We start from the raw sequence: 399 nt of genomic DNA, 5'->3' as shown, positions 1-399 counted from the left end.
CCCGAACCGCCGGCGCGGCCGGTGCTCAGCGGCACGATACCGGCGCGGGTGGAAAGCCCGGCCAAAGGCGACACCTACGCGTGGCTGGATAATCAGGGGCGTTACCGCGTGCGCATTGACGGCGACCGTGCGTCGGCGGATGCCGGTTATGCCTACCTGTGGGTGCGCCTCGCCAAACCCTACGGCGGCGACGGCTACGGCTGGCATATGCCGCTGACCGACGGCACCGAAGTGGCGATTGCCTTTGACGGCGGCGACCCCGACCGGCCGTATATCGCCGCCGCGCTGCACGACTCCGAACATCCCGACCACGTGACCGAAAGGAACCACACCCGTAACGTTCTGCGCACCCCGTCAAATAACAAGCTGCGGATGGAGGACCGGCGCGGTGAGGAGCAC

The 399-nt window shown here is 67.7% G+C and carries 1 protein-coding gene; it reads left to right on the top strand.

What is annotated here, in order from left to right; all coding sequences use genetic code 11:
- Window positions 1–399 (top strand): phage baseplate assembly protein V (locus DXU84_RS17830; RefSeq protein ID WP_228389022.1); only part of this gene is annotated, 399 nt, incomplete at both ends.

The sequence above is a fragment of the Rahnella sp. RcJ3 genome (genome assembly GCF_009498575.1).
Lineage (GTDB): Bacteria > Pseudomonadota > Gammaproteobacteria > Enterobacterales > Enterobacteriaceae > Rahnella > Rahnella aceris.
Note: the sequence above shows the minus strand (reverse complement) of the source record. Positions and strands in the feature narration are given on the sequence as shown.